15 protein-coding genes, 1 other RNA gene and 1 pseudogene are annotated in these 20,708 nt (G+C 66.5%); 6 read left to right on the forward strand and 11 right to left on the reverse strand.

The window, feature by feature from the left end:
• Positions 1-152 (reverse strand): annotated as a pseudogene (locus L615_RS02380) (IS256 family transposase); the annotation flags it as partial.
• Positions 153-329: 177 nt separating this feature from the next.
• Here L615_RS02380 and L615_RS02385 point away from each other — a divergent pair.
• A complete protein-coding gene (locus L615_RS02385; protein ID WP_186449687.1) occupies positions 330-1,304 on the forward strand; it encodes a hypothetical protein in 975 nt (324 codons plus the stop codon).
• 67 nt (positions 1,305-1,371) lie between these two features.
• Positions 1,372-2,094 (forward strand): hypothetical protein, encoded by a 723-nt coding sequence (locus tag L615_RS02390; RefSeq protein ID WP_145723994.1) that lies wholly within the window; start codon positions 1,372-1,374, stop codon positions 2,092-2,094.
• 1,018 nt (positions 2,095-3,112) lie between these two features.
• Here the strand turns inward: L615_RS02390 and L615_RS02395 are convergent.
• Positions 3,113-4,984, reverse strand: a complete 1,872-nt coding sequence (locus tag L615_RS02395; protein ID WP_145723995.1) for a DEAD/DEAH box helicase family protein — start codon at positions 4,982-4,984, stop codon at positions 3,113-3,115.
• A 342-nt stretch (positions 4,985-5,326) separates the two neighbouring features.
• Between L615_RS02395 and L615_RS02400 the strand changes: the two genes are divergently transcribed.
• From L615_RS02400 to L615_RS02415, 4 genes are all read left to right on the forward strand, one after another.
• Positions 5,327-5,695, forward strand: coding sequence for a hypothetical protein (locus L615_RS02400; RefSeq protein WP_145723996.1), 369 nt, complete (start codon positions 5,327-5,329; stop codon positions 5,693-5,695).
• A gap of 111 nt (positions 5,696-5,806) precedes the next feature.
• Complete coding sequence (locus L615_RS02405; RefSeq protein WP_145723997.1) at positions 5,807-6,721, forward strand: hypothetical protein; 915 nt, start codon at positions 5,807-5,809, stop codon at positions 6,719-6,721.
• A gap of 261 nt (positions 6,722-6,982) precedes the next feature.
• Positions 6,983-8,029, forward strand: a complete 1,047-nt coding sequence (locus L615_RS02410; protein WP_145723998.1) for a hypothetical protein — start codon at positions 6,983-6,985, stop codon at positions 8,027-8,029.
• On the forward strand, positions 8,026-9,897 hold the full coding sequence (locus tag L615_RS02415; protein ID WP_145723999.1) for a hypothetical protein: 1,872 nt from the start codon (positions 8,026-8,028) through the stop codon (positions 9,895-9,897). Before L615_RS02410 ends, L615_RS02415 begins: the two co-directional genes overlap by 4 nt.
• 65 nt (positions 9,898-9,962) lie before the next feature.
• Here the strand turns inward: L615_RS02415 and L615_RS02420 are convergent, their stop codons facing one another.
• The 9 genes from L615_RS02420 to L615_RS24555 all read right to left on the reverse strand — a co-directional run bounded on the left by L615_RS02420 (position 9,963) and on the right by L615_RS24555 (position 20,686).
• Positions 9,963-11,474 (reverse strand): class I SAM-dependent DNA methyltransferase, encoded by a 1,512-nt coding sequence (locus L615_RS02420; RefSeq protein WP_145724000.1) that lies wholly within the window; start codon positions 11,472-11,474, stop codon positions 9,963-9,965.
• The gene (locus L615_RS02425; protein WP_145724001.1) at positions 11,474-12,394 is read right to left on the reverse strand and encodes a DUF5655 domain-containing protein; all 921 of its coding nucleotides are present in this window, start codon (positions 12,392-12,394) and stop codon (positions 11,474-11,476) included. Before L615_RS02425 ends, L615_RS02420 begins: the two co-directional genes overlap by 1 nt.
• On the reverse strand, positions 12,387-13,631 hold the full coding sequence (locus tag L615_RS02430) for a restriction endonuclease subunit S (protein WP_145724002.1): 1,245 nt from the start codon (positions 13,629-13,631) through the stop codon (positions 12,387-12,389). Before L615_RS02430 ends, L615_RS02425 begins: the two co-directional genes overlap by 8 nt.
• Complete coding sequence (locus tag L615_RS02440) at positions 13,628-16,387, reverse strand: DEAD/DEAH box helicase family protein (RefSeq protein WP_186449688.1); 2,760 nt, start codon at positions 16,385-16,387, stop codon at positions 13,628-13,630. Before L615_RS02440 ends, L615_RS02430 begins: the two co-directional genes overlap by 4 nt.
• 139 nt (positions 16,388-16,526) lie before the next feature.
• Positions 16,527-16,896: a transfer-messenger RNA gene (gene ssrA, locus L615_RS02445) on the reverse strand.
• A 96-nt stretch (positions 16,897-16,992) separates the two neighbouring features.
• On the reverse strand, positions 16,993-17,835 hold the full coding sequence (locus L615_RS02450) for a trypsin-like serine protease (protein ID WP_028657003.1): 843 nt from the start codon (positions 17,833-17,835) through the stop codon (positions 16,993-16,995).
• A 74-nt stretch (positions 17,836-17,909) separates the two neighbouring features.
• The gene (locus L615_RS02455; RefSeq protein ID WP_261376530.1) at positions 17,910-18,824 is read right to left on the reverse strand and encodes an amidohydrolase family protein; all 915 of its coding nucleotides are present in this window, start codon (positions 18,822-18,824) and stop codon (positions 17,910-17,912) included.
• Positions 18,817-19,320 (reverse strand): SsrA-binding protein SmpB, encoded by a 504-nt coding sequence (smpB, locus tag L615_RS02460; RefSeq protein ID WP_028657004.1) that lies wholly within the window; start codon positions 19,318-19,320, stop codon positions 18,817-18,819. Before smpB ends, L615_RS02455 begins: the two co-directional genes overlap by 8 nt.
• A gap of 67 nt (positions 19,321-19,387) precedes the next feature.
• Entirely contained in the window at positions 19,388-20,686 is a 1,299-nt protein-coding gene (locus tag L615_RS24555) for a M23 family metallopeptidase (protein WP_145724003.1), read from the reverse strand.
• Positions 20,687-20,708 lie beyond the last annotated feature (22 nt).

The following is a 20,708-nucleotide window of genomic DNA, read 5'->3' on the forward strand; positions in this document are numbered from 1 at the left end:
CGCTCATACGGGGCGGCGCCGATCCGCTCGGTCGCTTCGAGCTCGATCAACTCCTGCAGCGCGACGCGGACTGAATCACGGATCAGATCGACGCCATCACCGGCACGGAATGCCTCGAGCAGCTCGGACAGGGCAGACTGGGGCAAGGCCATCGGTGGATCTCCTTCAGTGTGTCTCTTGGTCGTTTCACACCGAAGATCCCGCCGATGGCCGTCTACGTCAGGCAGCCTCGCCGTGGTTCCTCAAAGCCCACCACTCCTGGGGACTCTTACCAGCAGACCCGGTCGCCCTCGATTGCGATGGACCTCAGTGTCTGTAGGGTTGCGAGAGTGGTACTGATGCTCCCCAAATGGGCGATGGCCGGAACGAAGTACACAATCCCAGTGACATTGGGAAAAAGTATGCCGCCCGGCGCGACCAAGACACCGGTCGACTTGTCTGTAACTGGCTACCGGCTAGCTTGGGCGGCTATCAGTTCGGGACGCCCGCCAGCGCTGGACGCGTCCGCGCTTACTCTAGCGGGTCGCGATTACCGCAACTGGCGGATTTGGGCCAGCCTCGGGCTCATTGAGCCCTACGACGTACACCTCCTACGTCGTACCAAGCACTTCGCGGCACTGGACCCTACGGAGAAGGGACACCTGAACTACGCCCTGGCTGGTGCCATCGCCAAGGCATACGCCGCCGAGAAGCTCGGCTGTAGGTGGCTGGCTCACCTGTCGTTAGCTCAGACAAGCACGAGTTACCAGGCGGCGTTTGACCCTGCAAATCCGAAACGACCCGATTACATCGGACTCACAGACGACGGCTCCTCGTTCTTCGTTGCTGAAGCAAAGGGCCGCGTAGTGCTCCGTTCAGACTTGAAGAAAGCTCTCGACGGCAAGGAGCAGGGTAAGGCGGTCGCTTCCGTAGGAGGTCAACCCGTCGCCGCGCGCTACGGGTTCGCGGTCACGGCGACGACCGCCCGTACTGGCCTGTATGTGACCGACCCTGTCGAGCCGCTACAACTCGACGTCACGGCGCGCCAGTGGATCCACCGCTACTACCGAATGATGGTCGACATCGCGGACGCTATTGACCGAGTCGAGCCCGCGCCCCTTCGCCAAGGCGACGGCGGCGGACCAGATGCGGATTGGCGCCCCGTCCGTCTTGTGGTTCCCGAGATCTTGCGCGAGTGGGCGACTGGCGACCGAGACCCGTTGACGGAGTGGGACGCCGCCGAGACGCTCGTCGCTCTAAGCCTCGGCCCCTCTGCAGCGCTAAACCCCGACCTGACCGCTTTCGTCGCGGCGGTCACCGATTGAGCCCGTCCGCACATGCAGTCGCTCCGCATTCGACATTGACCACCGATACAAGTGAAGGGCTTTCTGAATGAGTGACGAGAAATCAGTTGAGGCGACGTTGCTGGTGACCTCTGACGCCATAGCGCAACTGCGCGGCGCCCTCAACGTCGACAGCGATGGCGAAATCAGCGTTTTTCTATCTGCGGTAGCCACGGTGGCTGGGCAGATGTTCCTTGATGAGTTGCTGGGCGCCCGGGATTACCCGACTAAGACCGCAGCGCGGCACGAACGCATTCGCGGAATGGTCAAGCACGCGTTCAACGATGAAATTCCTCCTGCGTCGGTCATCGCCGCCCTCTTTCACGTGACGCCATCTGCTGCTGCCACCCTCCTGGCCAGCACCGAGGCCCGATACGCCACTGACATGAGCGTGGCTAGAAACAATGCCATTCGCCAGCTTCTATCAGGGGCGCTTACCCTTGCCGAAGAAGCCGAGGACCCGACCAACAACCTGTACCACTTCCGTTGTAGAGACGCCTCTGCGATGGCCGCGATGAAGCAGGCGTTGGCAGACAGTGACGAAACTGTCGTGCCGATCACTAAGTCACGAGAAGCCACAAACACCTACGAGGTTCACGGCTCGGCCCTCCCACCGCTCAGCGCTCGGTTCGGCGTTGATGCAATCGACATGGTTCGCCTTGATGACCGCGAACGCGTTCGAGCTCAGGTGGATACGGCCCGAGCAGCGGCGGGGGAAGCCGCGCCCAAAGGCCGCACGAGGTCGCGCCGTTCGCGTGGGTCCGGGAAATGATGGTCACCGACGCGGTGGCCGGCGTTCTTTCGGGGCTCATGGTTGCCGTCGCCGGACTGGTCTGGAACCTGACCGGATCTCTTCGTGAATCAGCATCGAGCGCCCCGAGCCGCAAGAGTCCAGTGCCTTCGCTCTACGCAGCGCAACTAACGGGTGCAGCGAGACTTCGTCGCCGGTACCGAATGTGGGCGCTTGGCACCTCGTCTTTCGTATTGGTCACAGGAGTCGCGATCATCGCCGTTATAGAGCAGGTGCACCCAGACAAGCCGGTATCGGCAACCAAGGTCGCGTTCACCTTGATCTGGTCCTGCTGGCTTGTGTCGACAGGGCGGCTCTGGTGGCGAGCGGCCGGTGGCGGAATTCCGTCCCCGCCACAGAAACCGCAAGACGCGGAGCTGCCTCGGATGGCGAACGACCGGGACGCGGGCGCCGCTAATCCGTAGATGTGTCACCCGCCGGCCGACTGCGCCGCGGAGCAAGCCGGGCACACATGACACCATGACCGTTCCTGCTGACCTGACCGACGCAGCGCTGCAAACTCCCCGAACCACTCTCGAACGCTCCCCAGTATGGGGCGCCGCCGAACACCTCAGTGCCCGTCAGGTCGCTGCGTTGCGTTGGACCGTCGCGCAGATCGAGAGTAATCGGCGGTCCGGAATTGCTGATGCCGACCGAGTCAGCGACATTCGCCGGCGTCTCTTGCAGGCGTCGCCGGGCCGTGGCGGGTGGATGGCGACGTACTCAAGGACTTCATGGGACATCCTGTCGCGCTGCTCGGCATGACCGCGTTTCCGGAGCGAGATGCGTAGCCATGGCATCGCGCCGATGCCGAGTTCCTGGCTCACGCCCACAGTGACATCGAGGCACTCCTCGCGGCTCTGTCCTCGGCCAACTAGTGGGCCTGCGCCCGTTGGGTCGGGCCGGCTGCACGATCGGTTGTCGGGCCAACCTGTTTCCTATCCGCCGAGCAGCTCCCAAGGTGCCGGTCGTGGCCGCAGGCCGCGGAAGGTGACTCGGCCTACGGACCGATTTCAGCATTCATCAGCCGCTCGTATTCGTCCACCGACGCTTGCAGGAACTGCAAGTACACCGCAGACCTGTCGACAGGCGCGCTAAGTACGGTCGTACCAAGACGACCGCGCGTCAACGCCACATAAAGCATCGTGCGGCTCACCTCGGCCTCGGACTTATTCTTCGGCCGCCAAAACGCCTGCCCGACATCCAGCAACAAGACCCGGCTGGCCTCGATCCCTCGCGCCGAGGAGTACGACACCAGGCGCACGTGTTTCTCCGGCAAGACCATGCTCTTATTCGCATCGATGGTCTGATCGAGGTACGGGACTCCCATGAGATCCAACGCGCGGCGAACAGTTTCAAGGTTTAGCGCTTCACGCTTCGTGCGAGAGACCAGCACCGCTAGGTCGTAAGGTCGCCTCTCGCGTTCCAGCCTCTCCAGTAGATCGGCCAATACTTGCTGAAAGCACTCCACCTTGCCGGGCGGGTCGCTCCAATAGCGGATGTCGATCAGCTCGGCAGGATCCGGGACCGCCTCAACGTCCAGGGCAAGGGCTTGCTGCGCCGGGCGCCGCTGGATAGCGCGACGTGAGTACCAGGCGGACAGACGTTCCCCGTTGGGGGCCAAGTCCCTTACTGACCGGGCGATCTGAAGCGAGGCGTTGGCTGCGCGCTTCGAGCCCTGCAACTTGAACAACGTACCGAGTTCCGCTGCACGCTCACGTGCCCGCACGAGCAGAGGAGCAGCGACTGCGTCACCAAACAGCTCCTGGCCCGGCCCGTCTGCGAGGAACCAGCGAGCGTCGGGCTTCGCTACCAACCGAATGCCATCGAAACCCCGGGCGGAGAAGTCCTGCGCCTCATCGACACACACTGTGTCGTAGCTGTGAGCAATCACCTGGCCGTCGTGGTCAACCAGCTTCAGCAGACGTCCCACCGGCATCACATCAATCTCCGCGGCCAACGAGTCGTCGATGTCCTCGTGCGCAAGGAGTCCCTCGAGGTAGCTGGCCAGAACGAGGTTGTAGCAGGTGAAGAGAACACGCCTGCCCACTTTCGCGTGCTCCAGGGCTAGCGACATGAGTTCCAACGTCTTCCCTGTCCCCGGAGCTCCTTGGAAGATCGCGACCTTGGGGTCGTCGTCCCCCAGGAAGGCGCGATCTCGAGGTAGGTCGATCTTCGGCGCGACATTCGAGCCTACGCGGGTCGATGCTGCAGCGATCCGCTGGATCGCCACTCGCGCTCGTTCAGCGTCGGCGGTAGAACTGCGTGGCCGACGCTTGACTGGCGCGTCGACCGAGAGGTTGTCGACGAGGAAATCAACCTGTCGCTGAGATGCGCTCGACCTCCCGGCTCGGATGGTACGCAGCTTCGTGATCAGCGCGGCTGACGAGTCGAGGTCATCCCTGAAGATGAAGAACCCCGCCGCCTGATCCATGAGCTGCCGACTGCTAGCGAAGGCTTCCGAAAACTCCGTTGTGGAGATCTTCGGAAAGGCGACGCAGTGCGACATGAAAGGCAACGGATGGCGCTCCTTCGAGCCCTCAGCGCGCTTGAGCAAGTAGTTGCGCAATGAGTTCATGCCGCCCCGCGCTTGGTCCAACGGGTGCTTGGTCTGCTTGCCATCTGGGTAGGCGATCGTGCAGGCCTGCGTACCCATTTCCTCGATCTGGTCGATGATGATTGCTTTCACCTCAATGGCGAAAACCCCGACCTCCACGTCCGCCAAGAGCACGTCACACTCGTTGCCGGAGCCCAGAGTGTGCGAGTTCAACTCAGCCCACAGATGCGCCCCGTCCCCCAACAGGGTCTCGAGTTTAGAGAAAAAATCACTCTCACCCCGCTTGCTCGGTCGAGACGTGTGCAGCGCCACCACGTTCGCTCTCCATTCATGCGACTGAAGGCAGCGTAGGTCGACCGACGCCGACCGGGGGGAGTTTCACCACAGCCGCTTCTCGGGCAATGAATGCCGCGAGCGCATCGGATCCTCGGAGCCGGGCCCCGCCCGATTCAATTGTCAAGGTTCATGCGTCTGCCCAATCCCGCTTCGTCGCTGCGTAGGGGACCACGCTCCACATCGTTGCGAGGTTGCGAACTTGCGCAATCCCACCGCTTGGGCCTCTCGCAGATGCACCGACTGTCGGTTCCGAGCGCGCGACGCTCCGTGCCACACATCGGCATTGGGCCGGTGTGAGCACCTACCGCCCGGGAGGGCGCGATGCACACAAACAACATCGTTTCCCGCCGGCGCCTCGGCGCCAGCGATGCTGCAGAGGTCAAGCAGCGTCGACGACTGGAGAACCTGCTGTACACCCGCAGGCGGCTGATCCAGCTGGCTGCGGAGTACCGCTCCCACGGGCTCGAGGACCACTTCGAGCTCTACACCCACCAGCTCCAGGTCGAACAGGTCCTGGCCGACGAGTTTCCCGCCGCGTTCGACGCCGTCGTCGGGGACTGGGCCGTCGAGGACGCTGAGACGCTGCACCACCCGTGGTCCCGGGAGTCCTCGTGCAGCCTGTGCCGGGCGATCACCGCCCACGAAGCAACCCCAAATGGCGGGTTCACCGCACCGCCGCAAGCGGCCTGACCTGACGCTCGCTGCGTGACTCCATCGCTGGGGTGGGCCGGATCGGCCCACCCCAGCAAACATTTCTGTGCGGCGGTTGCCGATCCCGTGAGACGCCGGACGGTGCGTGCCATGGACATCCACCAGAACTCCACCGACAACGCCCACTCCTCCCCCGCTGGCGGCGACGACGTGCCGGCCGAGATTCGCGACTTCCTTGAGGCGTACCGCCCCTCCAAGGTCGCCGAGCAGGAATGGCTCAAGGTCTCGGATGCTGCGATCGACCTCGTGCTGCGTGCCGGGACTGTGACCCGCACCCGGGTGGAGAAGGACATCCAGGCGATCGGCGACATCGTCGCGCATCTCGTCGAGCGTGGCCGGCCGGTGACCCTCGATGAGGCGTTGAGCGAGCCCACGTTCTTGTCCTACGACACCGCGCTGGTTGCGAGCGAGAAGACGCGGCACAACAAGCGGGGTCGGTTCCGTCGCCTGCAGGCCGTGCACGCTGGGCTGCCGTGGCGTGCCGAGCGCCGCGAGGACGGCGCCCGGGTGGCCTCGATGGTCTCCGCCGACGCCCTCACCCAGCTGCGGAACTGCCTGGACGCAGCGAACGCCACACTTCCGCTTCAGTCCTCCGCTACCCCGTCTGCCGCCCCCGCGGCCTCCGACCGGTCAGGTGCTGCCCGTCAGCGGTCCGGCGCCACCGCTGACCGCGGTGCCATCGCGTTCATCGCCGCCGTCGATGCGGCGCGCGGGGCCCGTCGGCTGCGCGCCACCACCCCGGGTGCAGGCGCTCCCCGCGTTGACATCCCGGCTAGCGACTGGGCGCGGGCGCGTGACTTCGCTTGCAGCCACGGCTGGGACATGACCAAGAAGGACCTGCTCGCGGCCCTGACCCACGAGGCGCTCAACCAGCCCCTGCCCGCCGCAGTACTCATCGCCGAGAACAACCTGTCTCGTCGCGACCTCGACCTCGCGCTGACCTACGTCTCCGATCTCCCCGACACCCCGGACGCCGAGCTCCACGACCTGCTCCGCGGCGCCTGAGAAGCCGTCCCCGGTCGACACCCACTCTGACCGTGGTGGGGCGCCTGGACCACCGCTGACCTGTGACTTTGCCGTCGGCGAGGTCTGGCCGGAACCGCCGGAGCGCCTGCTTACGGCTGCCCCTGTAGCCGCGTTCCGGGATACCCGCGGAAAAAAAGTTGCAGGAAGCTCGTGCGGCGATTGCGCAGCTCTGGGCCTCGATCACCGTCCCGTTCGGATCACCCCGACAGACGGGGTGGCGGCACAGGACGGAGACCGGAGATGACCGACACCATCAAGCGCAAGAAGCGCCCCAGCAAGGCGGCCGTGGCCAGGGCCCTCGCCGAAGTCGAGGCCCGCCCCAAGCAGCGTGAGCTGCCCGAGCACCTGGCGACGGTGATCGCCGAGTACAAGTCAGGAATCCTCGACCCCGACACCCTCGAGCAGGTCCGACCGTTCCTGGTCGCGGCCATCACCGCCTCGGACTACACCGGCGCCGAACTGGTCCGCAAGTACTGCAACCACCTCGCACAGCTCGCCTGCTTCGCTCTCGACCGAGGGGTGGCGCTGCAGGTCGAGAAGCTGCTGACCACCGAGTTCATCGACGAGTACATCCGCGTCGGGATGGCTCAGGGCTCCGACCACAACCGCGCCGAGCGGCGCCGTCGGCTCCTCGCCCTGGCGCGCAACGCCAACCCCGGCCCCGACGCGCCGCCCCGCCTCACTCCGGTCGGGCACAGCTCGGTCAAGCCCTGCTACACCCCCACCGAGATGGCGCTCATCCTGCGCGCCAGCAAGGTGCAGCCCTCCCAGGCCCGTCAGCGCGACCTCGCGATCGTGGTCGCGCTCGGCGCCGGTGCCGGCCTGGACAGCATCGACATCCGCGACCTGCGTACCGACCACATCGAGGACCTCGGCGAACGCGGCATCCTGATCCACGTCCAGGGCCCCCGCCCTCGCACCGTGGTGCTGCGTGCCCGCTACGAGGCACTCCTGCGCAAGGCCATCGAGAACCTCCAGCCCGGACAGCTCCTCATCGGCCGCAAGCAGGACCGCCGCAACACCGCCGCCCGCGCCACCGAGCGCGCCGCGCTGCACAACGTCCCCCACATCGAGCCCGCACGGCTGCGCGCCACCTGGCTGGCCGACCTGATGACCGACACCATCCCGATCGCCGTCATCCTCAAGGCCGCCGGCCTGAAGTCCGCCCGCACCCTCAGCGAGCTCCAGCCCCACCTCGGGCCCTGGGTCGAGCACAAAGGCCTGACCACCACCAGCGCCCAGTTCCGCGGCGCGCAGGAGACCCGCCAGGGTGGTGAGCAGCAGTGAGCAACCAGCGACTGACCCGCCCGATGGTCGAACGCACCCTGTGGATCCTCGACAACAGCGGACTGCTCGACATCATCGCGCCCGAGCCACCCAAGGGTCGAGCCGGCCGCCGAGGCCGCGTCCGGGACAACACCCGCCTGTGGGCGCTCGGGGTCACGCTGTGCACCCGCACCGGCCGCGAGACCACTGTCCGCGGTGTCTACGACGTCCTCACCGAGGCCCTGCCCCGCGACCTGCAGTGGGAGCTCGGGATCCTGCGCCCGCTCACCTCCCGCAGCCACGCCAAGGCGCCCGCGAACCCCGAGCAGGCGCGACTGACCAAAACGGGTAAGCCCCGCAAGGAGATCTGGGCCGAGGACGGCTACGAGCGCATCAGCTACGACGACCTCCACAACGTCACCACTCGGCTCCGCAAGGAGCTCGACTACGGCCCCAGCGTCGCGGACCGGATCAGCGACGCCGAACGTGAGCAACGGCGCGCACGCGTCGAGGCAGCCGTCGACCAGCTCATCGGCACCACCCTGATCCCCCGCGCCTCCAAGAGCGTCGCCATCGACGCCACCGGCCAGTGGTCGTGGACCATCGGCTCCAAGCGCGAGAAGAAGCAGGCCCAGGACAAGCTCGCCGCCGGACAGCACCACGGCCCCAGCGAAGAAGACGCCGACGTCCTCGAAGTCGCCGACATCCACATCCCCGACGAGACCGATGACAACGACGACACGGCCGAGAACACCTCCGCCGACACTGAAGCACCCGACAAGCCCACCCCCGAGCAGCGGCGCTGCCTCGACGCCGCATGGGGCTACAAGACCAGCAAGTCCGGCGAGAAGGAAGTCGGCTTCGGGTTCCACCAGCACACCATCGTCCGCACCCCCGACCCACGGCCCGATGCACGCCCCGAGCCGCTGCTGGTCGAAGGCATCGCGGTCGTCCCCGCCAACGAGGACGTCGTGGCCGCCTCCCTGCGCCTGATCGACAGGGTCCACGACCGCCAGCCCATCGCCCGGATCGCCGGTGACAGCCTCTACACCAACCTCAAGGCTGAGCGGTGGGCCGTCCCACTGGCTCAGCGCGGCATCGAGCAGATCCTCGCCATGCGATCCAACAACGCCGGCGTCATGGACCTTAACGGTGCCCTCCTGCACTACGGATGGATGCACTGCCCCGCCGCCCCCATGGACCGCCGCCCGCTGCCCGGCAACTCCGCGGCCGAAGAGACCGCTGAGCACTACGACGCAGTCGACGACTTCAAGGCCACCTGGGCCTTCGACCGCAAGGAGTCCGGGCTGGGCCGCAACGGCTCGACCAAGTGGATCTGCCCCGCGATGGCCGGCCGCGTCGGCTGCTGGGCCCGCGGCAACGACAACGTCACCGTCGCCCGAGAACTCGGCCTGCCGATCATCACCCCACCCGAGGACTGGCAGACCCGCCCCTGCTGCACCAACAAGACCATGGACTTCACCCCCGACCCCGCCAACCCCCACCACCAGCGCAAACTCATGCAGCGCGAGTACGTCGGCACCCGCCGCTGGCGACGCGCGTTCAACCTGCGCTCCAGCGTGGAAGGCGCCTTCGGGATCTTGAAAAACCCCAGCCGACAGCGCATGCGCCGCGGCCACAACCGCCTCCCCGGCCTGGCCATGGCCAACCTCATCAACGGCTTCAAGGTCGCCATCTACAACGAGGAACAGCTCCGCATCTGGCACGAGAACCACGGCCTCGGACCCGCAGACCACCCGCTCCTGCAGCCCGACCCCGCCGACTGGGGATTCGTCGACCTCACCAAAGACCAGGCCACGGACATCGACCAGCGCCACCTGGCCGCCGCCCGCGGAGAGAACGTCACAGCACTGCCCGACGCCGCCTGAGCCTGATCGCTCACGACCTTTGACAACTCAACAGTGAACGAACGCGACGCCGCGCAGGACCCTGCTCAGCCGTCCTCCGCTCTCGAGGAGCCGGCCGCCTCCTCGAGAGCCGCTGCGACCGCCTCGAACTCGGCCAACGCGGCGGTGAGGTCCTCCACGATCTCGCGGGCGATCACCTCCGGGGCAGGGAGGTTGTCCATGTCCTCCAGCGACTCATCCCGTAGCCAGGTGATGTCGAGGTTGACCTTGTCCCGCGCGATGAGCTCGTCGTAGGTGAAGGACTTCCAGCGTCCGTCCTCTCCGCTCTCGACCCGCTCGTCGCGGGCCTTGCCGGGCAGGTAGCACTCGACGAACTCATCCAGGTGGTGACGCCGCAAGGGGTTCTGCTTGAGGGTGAAGTGCTGGTTGGTGCGCAGGTCGTAGACCCACAGCTTGCGGGTCCACGGCTCCTCGGAGGCGGGCTTCTTATCAAAGAACAACACGTTCGCCTTCACGCCCTGGGCGTAGAAGATGCCTGTCGGCAGGCGCAACAGCGTGTGGAGGTCGAAGTCGGCGAGGAGCTTGCGACGCAGGGTCTCGCCGGCGCCGCCCTCGAACAGCACGTTGTCGGGGAGGACCACGGCGGCGCGGCCGTTGATGTCCAAGATGGTCATGATGTGCTGCAGGAAGTTGAGCTGCTTGTTGGACGTCGTGACCACGAAGTCCTGGCGCTCGATCTCGGTTTCCTCGCGCACCTCACGGCCGTCAGCACCCACCATCGTCAACGACGACTTCCGACCGAACGGCGGGTTCGACAACACCACCGACCAGCGCTTGCCAGGATCCGCGATGAGGGCGTCGCGGACCTCGATCAACGAGTCGCCGTCTGCGGTCCCGATGCCGTGCAGGAGCAGGTTCATCGCCGCGAGCCGGGCCGTGCCGTCGACGAGCTCGTAACCGTTCGCGAACCTGTCGCGCAGGTTGTCGCGTTGGGTCGGGGTGAGGTGCTCAGCATCTCTCGCTGCGTGCTCGTGCGCCACGAGGAGGAAGCCACCCGTGCCGCAAGCCGGGTCCACGACCGTGTCGTCCGGGGTCGGCTGGATGACGTCGACGATCGCCTGGATCAGGTCCCGCGGGGTGAAGTACTGCCCTGCACCGGAACCCTTGTCCGACGCCCCCTTGGAGAGCAGCTCCTCGTAGGCGTCTCCCTTGATGTCAGTCCCGGAGGCCGACCACTGCTCCCGGTCGATCAGGTCGACGATGAGCCGCTTGAGCTTGGCCGGGTCCTGGATCCGGTTCTGTGCCTTGCGGAAGATCGTGCCCAACGTGCCGGGCTGCTGCGCGAGGCCCTGCAGGATCCGGGTGTACTCGAACTCCAGCTGAGTACCTTCAGCATCCAGGAGCCGCTGCCAGGAATACTCCTCCGGCACAATCTGCTGCGGCTTCAACTTCCGCGTCGCCCGCTCATGCGCCATCTTCAGGAACAGCAGGTAGGTCAGCTGCTCGGTGTACTCGATGACGCCGACGCCGTCGTCCCGAAGAACGTTGCAGTACGACCACAGCTTGTCGACCAGCCGCCGGGAATCGGGTGCGGACATCAGCTCGCCTCGTAGCTCTTCTGGATCAACGGCAGCGCCTTCGCCAACTGCTCGGGGGTCTGGATACGAAGTTCGAGATCGCCGGTTCCGAAGTGGCCAATGTTGCGGACGTCGCGGCTGAAGCCGTCTTCGAGGTCCAGGCTGTCGGGATCGACCTTGAGGTAGACCAGCAACGTCCGGGTCTGGGGATGGACCTCGACGCAGGCAAAGTTCTTCAACCGGCGAAAGGCGAAGTAGAACTTCAGGGCCTTCTTCGTGACGTCGTCACCGAGACCCTCGCAGTACGCATCCAACTCCGCGTACAGGTCCTGCAACTCTGCTGGGGATTGGGCCAGGTACTCGGTGACCGTCTTGGACGAAGTGGCCGACACCGAACCCTTCGGCGTCGGCGCCCCTTCAGGACTGGTGACCTCAACCTTCGTGGACGTCATCAACTCGAGCGCCAGCAATTCACCGCCGAAGTCGCGGTAGCGGACAAGCTCGATGCTCCGGTTGATCTGCTGGACGGCATGCTCGTCGTAGCGGGTGAAGCCACTGGCGACGCAGATCAACCGTGGGTTGCGCCAGTCGATCGAGTCGGCTTCATCGGCCCCCAGCCGCTTCATCACCAACAGCTGGAACTCGGCTCGATGGTCCAGCAACCAGTCCAGGTAGAACAGCCCCTGGTTGATGACGTTCTCGTTGACCGCGCGCTTGTACTCGAAGATCACCGGCGAGGAGTTCTCGTCGATACCGAGGGAGTCGATACGGCCCCCGTGCTTGACGCCGGTTGAGTACTCAGATGCCAGGAAGCGCACGCCGAAGAGGGGCTCCATGTTGCGCTCGACGACCGTCTGGAGAGACTTCTCCAGTGCAACCGAGGCGCTCACCAGCTCCGTAGCCTCGCCACCGCTGAGGCGGAACAGTTTCAGGTCAGACATGCTGCAACTCCTCCGACATGGTCACCGTTTCACGGGCACCCGTCAGCCTGCCCGAGAACGCCGCCGCAAGAAGCGAACGTCGAAGTGCTGCAAGTCGGCTCTCGGCCGCGCCCACCCCGTTGCGGAGGGTCGCAGTTGCGTCGGAGATCGCACCGAACGCCGTCAGGGCGTCAGCCTGCATGGCCACGTCCGCTCGCGGAAGGAGAACCTGCTTGAGTGCACTCTGGGAGATGTTCCGCATGGAATCCTTCGTCCCGGTCGCGAGGGCCGTGATCTGGCGACGAGCGGACGGCGCCTGGAGTGCCCGCCACAGCCACTCAGCACTTACGTCGTCTTTGGGCGTCACCCTCAGGCTCTTGTCGCTCAGCAGCAACTTGGGACGAACCGGTCCGACCAATACGCTGGAACCGACATACTCCGCGGTGTTTGCACGGCTCACGAGCAGGTCACCCTCGCGAATCTCGAAGCGCGGATCGATCCGGTCTCCCGCGACGGCCTTGTTCTCACTGGGATCGAACTCGCCCCACGTCATCGCACTTACCTTGATAATTCCCCATTGGCCGTCCTTTGCCGGCGCGTTGGCTGACCCGAAGGACTTGCCCGCAGAGATGCCGCGAGTCAAGTCGGCGAGCGCAACTTCCGTTCCGCCAAAGTGGCTGTCGAGGGCGGCGCGCTCGAGGGCGATGAGTCGTCGGCGGCTAGCAGCGACGTAGTCAGCGGCGGCGTCGAGGCGGGAGATGTGGTCTTCGATGATGGCGACGATGCGGCGTTGCTCGTCCAGTGCAGGTAGCGGCAACTCGAAGTCGTAGAAGCGCGGCATCTCGATGGATGCGACGGTCGTGCCTGCCTTCCGTGTCTCGCGCAGCAGTTCGCGTTCGTATGCCCGCAGACCCCATGCGATCCATCGGGCGTCAATATCCGCGCGTGGCACGACAGCCTTCATGTCTTGGTTCATCGTGGTCGCAAACGGAACCAGCGCAACTGGCATCGTTCGTTCGAGGATTCCGGAGCGGGTCACGATCGCGACTGACCCAGCTGGCACCAGCTTTGTCGAGGAGCCCGTCACCGCAGCATCGGTTACGTGGTCGATTGTCGACTTCAGCACCTCGGGTCCCATGTCCTTCGGCGATAGCCACGGCACGTCGCCGCCGGTCCAGAAACTGGGCTCCGACTTTGACGGCGTTCCACCGCCGTACCAGGTTCCGACTTCCTTCAGCCGCACGCGCTTCCAAGTCACGCGGGGAGCTCCCGGTTGAGCACCTCGAGAAGGTCCCCAGTGCTGTCGCCGAGTTCGCGGAGCGCTCCGTCGATACCACCGCGTTCGGTGAAGGGCGCTTCGTCCAGGTCATCGGCGGTGATCCCGGCGGAGGCAGCGATGACGGCGACCATGCGGTCGAGCCACCACCTCTCTGCGTCGCTGAACGTGACGCCGTGTTGGGACTGTTGGACCAACCAGGCGGCGTACTTCTCCTGAACTCGGTCAGCGTACGGGACGAGCTCGTCATCGACGCCGACGGTGTAGCGCAGCAGCGAGACGAGGTCGGTGAGCGAGTGCTGGGTTCGGGTCGCGTTGCTCCCCCGGTACTTGGCGCCGAGGGCGACGTAGGCGTTCCAGATGAGGTCCGGGGTCCAGTTGTAGGGCGGTCGGGCGATGCGGTCGGCGAGCTCCTGGATGTCGGGGAAGGCGATGCGGCGCTCCTTGGACTCCTGGATGACCTGGATCGCAGTGATCTCGGCGCGGTGCTCGTCGAGGTAGGCCCTCCACGACTCGACGACGGCCTGGGCGCGGTCGGTGTCGACAACGCCGTAGGCATCGACGAGCGTGTCGACGCTGACTTCATCGATGACCCGGTCGTGAGCCCGGCGGAGCTCGATGATGCGGGTGCGGAGGCCGGGGTTGGCAGCGATCGGCTCGATCGCCCGATCGAGCAGCTCCTGGATGTCGCCGCCGGCTTCGACGTGCCTGGCTTGGGTGTCCGGATCGACGGCGTCGACAAGCGACCGGACGACTTGGCGCAGCGGCTGGCCAGCAACCCGATCAAGCTCCCCGCGCTCCTCTGGCGCAAGCTGCGCCTCCAACGCGGAGAGGCGGGACGCGAGAGTGGCGGTCTCGGACTCGGTGAGGTTGAGGGTGGCGGCTTTGTCGAGGAGTTGCTTGAGGCTGATCGACTTCTCGCGGTTGAGTGGTGGCTCGACGTACTCGTGCTCGGTCACGCCGACAGCGTCCACGAGGACGAAGCGGGTCTTGTTCTCCGCGTCAGGGGTGACGCTCTGGAAGGTGGCCTTGTCGATGGTGCGGGCGCCCCGGCCCTTCATCTGCTCGAAGTACTGCGCCGAGCGGACGTCGCGCATGAAGAACACACACTCCAGCGGCTTCACGTCGGTGCCGGTGGCGATCATGTCGACGGTCACGGCGATGCGCAGGGTCGGGCTGGTGCGGAACGCCTGGAGCTGGCCCTTGGGGTCGCGGGCGTTGTAGGTGATCTTGGCGGCGAAGTCGTTGCCCTTGCCGAAGACCTCGCGCACGGTGGTGACGATCTCTTCGGCGTGAGCGTCGTCCTTCGCGAAGATCAGCGTCTTCGGCACCGTCGAGCGGCCCGGGAAGATCTCGCTGAACAGCCGGTCGCGGAACGTCTCCAGCACCAGCCGGATCTGGGACCTCGCGGTGACCGCCCGGTCTAGCTGCTTGTCGGTGTACTCCAGGTCTTCGTCGAGCTTCTCGAGACGTTCCTCCCGGGTTCGACGGTCGACCGTGGGAACGATGGTGCCGGCCTCGATCATCGAGCCCTGCTCGCTGATCGCGGTCTTGATCCGGTAGATGTCGAAGTCGACGTTGACACCGTCGGCCACTGACTGCGGGTAGGTGTACTCCGAGACGAGGTTCTGGCGGAAGAACCCGAAGGTCTGCTTGCCTGGGGTCGCGGTGAGGCCGACGACGTGGGCGTCGAAATACTCCAGGACCCGGCGCCACACGCCATAGATGCTGCGGTGCGCCTCATCGACGATCACCAGGTCGAACGCCTCGGGCGGGAGTTCAGGGTTGTAGGCGACCTCGACCGGCTCGTCAGGGACGAATCCGTCGATCCCCGGGTCATCGTCCTCGGGCACTACTTCGTTCTTGAGGACCTTGAAGACGCGCTGGATCGTAGAAATGGCGACCTTGGTGGAGTCCGGCATGCCCCCGCGATTGAGCTTGGCAACGTTGTAGAGCTCGGTGAACCGCCGCCCGTCGTCCGGGGTGCGGTAGTTCTGGAACTCCGCGAGCGTCTGCTCGGCAAGGTTGTTGCGGTCCACCAAGAACAGGACGCGGTGGAATCCGCCCCACTTCAGCAACCGGTAGGACTGAGTGACCGCGGTATAGGTCTTGCCGGCTCCGGTGGCCATCTGGACGAGCGAGCGGTCGAACCGTTGCTCAGCCAGACTCCGCTCAACGCCGGTGATCGCGGTGATCTGGGCGGGACGGAGCGGAGAGGTGTCGAGCGCGGGAAGGCTGCGCACCTTCCCCCGCCACGTCGGGTCCTCCGGGTCCTCCTGCGCGGCGCGGATGGTGCGGGCCAGCGTCTCGGGCTGGGGGAAGTTGAAGATCACTCGGGCTCGCGGCTCCGGGTCGAAGCCATTGGTGAAGTGGGTTTCCGAACCGGATGCCTCGAACACGAAGGGCAGCCGGCCGGCCGTCGTCAGTGCCTTCAACCGGATCTCAGCAGGGAGCCCCTCGGCATACATCGCGGACTGCCACTCCACCCCCGACAACGGGGTGCCCTGCGGCTTAGCCTCGATGACCCCGACCACCGCCTTGTCGACGTACAGCAGGTAGTCGACCCGGCCGTGTCCGGGCTTCATCACGACCTCGCGCACCGCGACGCCCTGCGCGGCGAAGAGGTTGAGCTCTCGGCGGTCCTGCACAACCCAGCCAGCCTGAGCGAGCTGCTGGTCGATCAGGACGCGGGCACGCTGCTCCGCCGCCAGCCGCTGTGCTTCGTCGCCGGTGCTCATGACAGCCACAGGTTACCGACGCAGGGCTTCTCGCACGCCGTTTCGCGAGCGCAACCAGGCAGACAACAACCCCGGCGGGTGACCCGCCGGGGTTGTTCAATTCTGCGAAGAATCTTCGCCAATTCTGCGAAGACCTCTGTTGTGGAGCTGCGGGGAATCGAACCCCGGTCCTCGAGCGTCGATCCAGGTCTTCTCCGGGTGCAGTCAGTGCTGGCGTTTTCTCGGCCCCGGCGCTCGCACTGACACGTCGCCGACAGGCCCAGTCAGGTTTGAGTCCCGAGCAGCCACCCTGACAGCAGCTGCTCAGCAAGTCTCCTAGGCGACGCCTGGATCCGGGACGGAGACGGATGCCCGGTCAGACGCTTCGATCACCGCTCAGGCGGCGAGAGCGAAGGAACTGCGCTTAGCGTTGGCAGTTATTGGTTTCCAGCGATCGTTTACGAGATGACGCTGGCTTCTCGACCCGCTTCCCCTGGAACTAACGTCCCAAGTCGAAACCGATCAGCCCCTCTTGAGTTGTCAACGACACCGAGTGTACGGGAGCCCAACGACACAAGCCCACCGGCTATTCCGGTGGGCCTGCGTCGCCGGGGTCGTCGTCAGGGTCAGAGGCCGAAGGTGGCCAGCCAGTCGGCGACCACCGGGATCTCCACCCGCTGGTAGCCGCCGAGGTAGCGGCAGTTGGCGGTGTAGCCGTACGACGTCACCGCGACGATCTCGCCGTCGAGGAAGACCGGGCCGCCGGAGTCACCGAAGCAGGTGCCTCCGGTGCCGAACGGGTCCTTCTCGTTGCCGTTGGTCTGCAGGATCTGCGGGGTGATCTTCTGCCCCGGCATGTCGACGTAGCGGCGCAGGATCGGGTAGTCCTCCACGGTCGGCTTCTGCGGACCCGTGGCGGGCTTGCGGACCTCGGTTCCGTAGCCGACGGCGCGGAAGAGGGTCTTGCGCGGGTGCTTGATGCCGTCGAGGGTGCCGAGGCCGGCGATCGGGGCCGGGGCGATGTCGGTGACCGGCTCGTCGAGCACGATCACGCCGACGTCGTTCCAGTTGTCGAGGTCGGTGAAGTCGCTGTACTCCGGGTGGGTGTGCGCCTCGCCGGAGAGGTAGCCAGCCTCGGCCAACTCCTCGGCGGTGAAGCCGGCGGCGGGGTCGGCGGCGCGGGGCAGGTTGTTCGGCGGCTCCAGGGCGATGACGCTGTCGAAGGTGACCAGCGTCTTGCCGACCGTGCCCAGGGTGCAGTGCGCCGCGGTGAGCACCACGGTGGGGCTGACGAGGGTGGCCGAGCAGCGGTAGCGACCGGTGCCGTCGTAGAAGAGGATGAAGCCGACGTTGGGGTGGGTGTCCCCGTCGACGGTGCCGCCGGTGCTGGCGGAAGCGGGCGTGGCGGGKGCGACGAGACCCAGGCCGACGAGGATGGCGGCGGCCAGGACCGAGAGACGTGCTCGCATTTCTCTCCTCGGTAAAGGAACGGGTGGGTGCCCCAGCGTGCACCCGGCGAGCCGCCTTGAAAAGGGTGTCCCCGTCAAGCGTTTCCGAGGGATTGACCCAGCAGCCGCTGTGCGTTGTGCCAGCACACGTCGCGCAGCCAGTCGTCGCCCAGCCCGAGGTCGGCGATCCACCCGAGCTGGTCGACGTACCGGAACGGCAGGGTCGGGAAGTCCGAGCCGTAGACGACCCGCTCCTGCAGGTCGGCCAGGCGCGGCCGCAGGTCCGGCGCGAGCCCGCCGTGCCCGCCCACGGGGTCGGTGAAGAACGGGGTCAGCGCCATCGAGGTGTCGAGGTGCACGCCCTCGTGGCGGTCGGCGAGCTCGAGGAAGTCGGCGGTCTCGGGTGCCCCGAGGTGGGCCACGACGACCTGCAGCCGCGGGAAGCGGGCCAGCAGCCGCGCGAGCGCGTCCGGACCGGTGTACGGCGTGCCGACGGGTCCCGACCCGACGTGGGCGACGACCGGGGTCCGGCTGTCCTCGAGCACCCCCCAGACGTCGTCGAGCTGCGGGTCGTCGACGTGGAAGCCGCCGACCTGGGAGTGGACCTTGAAGACCTCGACGCCCTCGCGCACCAGCGCCTCGACGTACGACGGAGCGTCGGCCTCCGGGTAGAAGGTGGCCGTCCACAGCGCCTCCGGCACCTCGGCCGCGAACGCCCGGCTCCAGTCGTTGAGGAAGCCGGCCACACCGGGCTTGTGCGCGTAGGGCAGGGTCGGGAACCGCTGCACGCCGAAGTCGCGCAGCAGCTGCAGGCGCACGTCGGCGTCGAAGCGGTAGAGGATCGGCCAGTCGCGGCCGATCAGCTCACCGCCGGTGTCGAACTCGCGCCACACGGCGCGCTCGATCGGCGGGGGCAGGAAGTGGACGTGGAGGTCCATGAGCCCGGGCAGGCCGAGGCGCTGCCAGAAGGCCCGGACCTGGGCTGCCTCGTCCGCGACGGGCTCAGTCACGCATGCCCTTGAGCCGGCGGCCGATCGCCTCCTGCTTCTCGCGGTCGGCGGTCCGCTCGGCGATGGCCTGGCGCTTGTCCCACGACTTCTTGCCCTTGGCGAGGCCGATCTCGACCTTCGCGCGGCCCTTGACGAAGTAGAGCGACAGCGGGATGACCGTGTGCCCCTTCTCGCTGACCTTGCGCTCGATCTTGTCGATCTCGTCGCGGTGCAGGAGCAGCTTGCGCTTGCGGCGCGCCGCGTGGTTGGTCCAGGTGCCCTGGGCGTACTCCGGGATGTGCACGTTGAGCAGCCAGGCCTCGCCGCCGTCGATGTCGACGAAGCCGTCGACCAGGCTCGCGCGGCCCTGCCGCAGGGACTTCACCTCGGTGCCGGTGAGCACCATGCCGGCCTCGAAGGTGTCCTCGATGTGGTAGTCGTGGCGCGCCTTCTTGTTGGACGCGACGAGCTTGCGGCCCTCGCTGTCCTTCGTCGCTCCCGACTTGCCCTTCGCCATGCCGCCATTCTCGCAGGGTGCCGCAACGGGTTTGCCTGCCGGTCGGCGCGGGTCGGCTGCGGGTCGCCTACAGGTACGGCATCGGGTCGACGGCGTTGCCGTTGCGCAGCACGATGAAGTGCAGGTGGCAACCGGTCGACCAGCCGGTGCTGCCGGAGTAGCCGACGGTCTGGCCGCGCTTGACGCGGGCGCCCTGGCCGACGGCGTACCTGCTCAGGTGGTTGTAGACCAGCACGATCGAGGCGCCGTTGACCCTGCCGATGGCGAGGTAGAGGCGGTTGCCGTAGACCTCGTCGTAGTAGGTGTTGATGACGGTGCCGGACTCCCCCGCCACCAGCCGCGCGCCGCAGCCGGTGCCGAAGTCGGTGCCGTTGTGGAGGCCCCAGTAGCCGTAGATCGGGTGCGTGCGCCAGCCGTACGGCGAGGTGACCGGGCCCGGGCCGGGACGGGCCAGCAGGCCGTTGGTGCTGCCGTTGTAGCTGCCGCCCTGCTTGCGGGACAGCTCGATGATCTTGCGCTTGATCCGCGCCTCGCGTGCCTCGAGCCGGCGCAGCGCGGCCTTGTCGGCGGCGCGGGCCCTGACGACGGCCGCCCGGGCGGTGGCGGTGCGGCTCACCAGCGAGGACACCGTGGCCGCGGTGGTCGCGGCCCGGTCGACGAGCGTGCTGATCGTCGCGACGTTCGCGTCCGCGGCCTTCTTGGCCGATGCGACGTCGTTGCGCGCCTCGCGGACCGCAGCCTCGCGCTCGGCCATCAGCTCCTGGACCACCTCGAGGGCGTCGAGGGCCTGCTGCTGCCGCTCGGTGATCACGCCGTTGGCGGTCTGGTTGACCATGACCTCCTGCAGGCTGTCGCCCTCGGCGTACGACGCCAGCAGGGCCAGCTCAGGGTTGCCCTCGGTGGACATCCGGATCAGGGTGTCGCGGCCCTCCTCGCGCTGCTCGGCGACCTCGATCTTCGCCTGCTTCAGGTCCGCCTTGGCCTTGACCAGCTTCGCCTCGGCCGCGACCAGCTTCTTCTTCAGCCGGGTCGCGACCTCACGGGCGTCGGCCAGCTCCCCGCGCACCTTGGTCAGCCGCGCGCGGGCCGCGGTGAGCTGACCCTGCGCCTTGCGGAGCTTGCCCGAGATCTGCGCGACCCGCGCGCTGGCCTCGTGGATGTCGTCCTTGACCGCCGAGATCTGGCCCTGGACCTTGTTCTGCCGGTCCTTGAGGTCGTCGCGGTCGTCGGCGTGCGCCAGCGGGACGGCGAGTCCCGCCACGGCGACGACGACGGCGACGGCCGTCACCAGCCACTGGGGGTGGGCCCATGCAGGCAGCCGATCGAGGGCACGGCGGAGCCGGGGGGCGCTGGGGAAGAAGCGCACGGTGAAACCTTCGGTGTTCGGG

The sequence above is a fragment of the Nocardioides sp. J9 genome, assembly GCF_007829375.1.
GTDB lineage: Bacteria > Actinomycetota > Actinomycetes > Propionibacteriales > Nocardioidaceae > Nocardioides.